Genomic DNA, 1,018 nt, shown 5'->3' with positions numbered 1-1,018 from the left:
TGGTTCGCCGTCGGCGACATCGACGGCGACCGGCTGCGCGCGCTCTTCGCGGCACGCGGGCTGGCCGACGCGTCAGGCCTGGCCGGGCTCCTGCGCGAGGAGGCCCGGGAGGTGAGCGAGGAGCCCGGCGGCATCCCCGACGGCTACCTCGTGCGCACCGCCCGCGAGACGGCCGCCGTCCTGGCCGCCGACCCGCTCCAGCACTCCACCGTCCGGCTCTTCCGGTCCGCGGCCGTCGCCGGTATCGCCTTCGCCCTGCTCGCCGTCCTGCTCACCGTCCTGCGGGCCTCGCCCGACCGCGCGGCGGTCCTCGCCCGGCTGCGCACCATGGGGCTTCGCCCCCGGGAGGGGCTGGCGCTGATCGTCGCGGAGACCGTGCCGCAGACGCTGGCCGCGGTGGCCGGCGGTGCCGCGGTCGCGGCGGGGGCCGTCGCCCTGCTCGGACCGGCCTTCGACCTGTCGCTGCTGGTCGGCGCGCCGGTGGGGGAGCGGCTGGCGCCCCGCGTCCTGCCGGTGCTGCTGCCGACGGCCGGCGTGGCGCTGCTCGTCTGCGCCGCGGTGGTGCTGGAGGCCGCCCTCTTCGGCCGACGGCAGATCGCCACCGAACTCCGGGCGGGCGACGGGCGGTGACCCCGGCCGTTCCGGGTCCACCGCCGGTCGCGCCGCCGGCTACAGCGGTTGTGGCTTGATCATCGCGAACGGAGCGCCCTGCGGGTCGGCCACCACCGTCATCCGCCCGGCCATCATGTCGAACGGCGGGGCCAGCACCGTACCGCCGCTCCTGACCAGGGCGTCCACCGTGGAGTCCACGTCGTCCACCGCGAAGTAGGTCAGCCAGTGCGGCGGGGTGCCGGGCGGGTCGCCGGCGAGCAGGGTCACCCCGCCGACCGCGCGGCCGCCGACCCGCAGCTCCCAGTACGCGTCGGCGCCGTCCAAGGGTTCGATCTCGATCCCGAAGGCCGCGCCGTAGAACGCGGTGGCAGCCGGCACGTCGTTGGTGTGGAGCTCGTTCCAGGTC

Annotated in this window: 1 protein-coding gene and 1 pseudogene; one reads left to right on the top strand and one right to left on the bottom strand. The window is 76.7% G+C overall.

Annotation, left to right across the window (positions count from 1 at the left end):
* A pseudogene (locus tag VR45_RS34685) lies at nucleotides 1-630 on the top strand (ABC transporter permease); the annotation flags it as partial.
* Nucleotides 631-669: 39 nt separating this feature from the next.
* On the opposite strand, the gene VR45_RS34680 reads toward VR45_RS34685, so the two are convergent.
* Nucleotides 670-1,018: VOC family protein (locus VR45_RS34680; protein WP_045943890.1), on the bottom strand; the 349-nt coding region annotated here is incomplete at its 5' end.

The organism is Streptomyces sp. NRRL S-495 (assembly GCF_000966955.1).
In the GTDB taxonomy this organism is placed as follows: domain Bacteria; phylum Actinomycetota; class Actinomycetes; order Streptomycetales; family Streptomycetaceae; genus Kitasatospora; species Kitasatospora purpeofusca.
The sequence above is the reverse complement of the archived record's forward strand: the minus strand, read 5'-3'. Positions and strand labels throughout refer to the sequence as shown.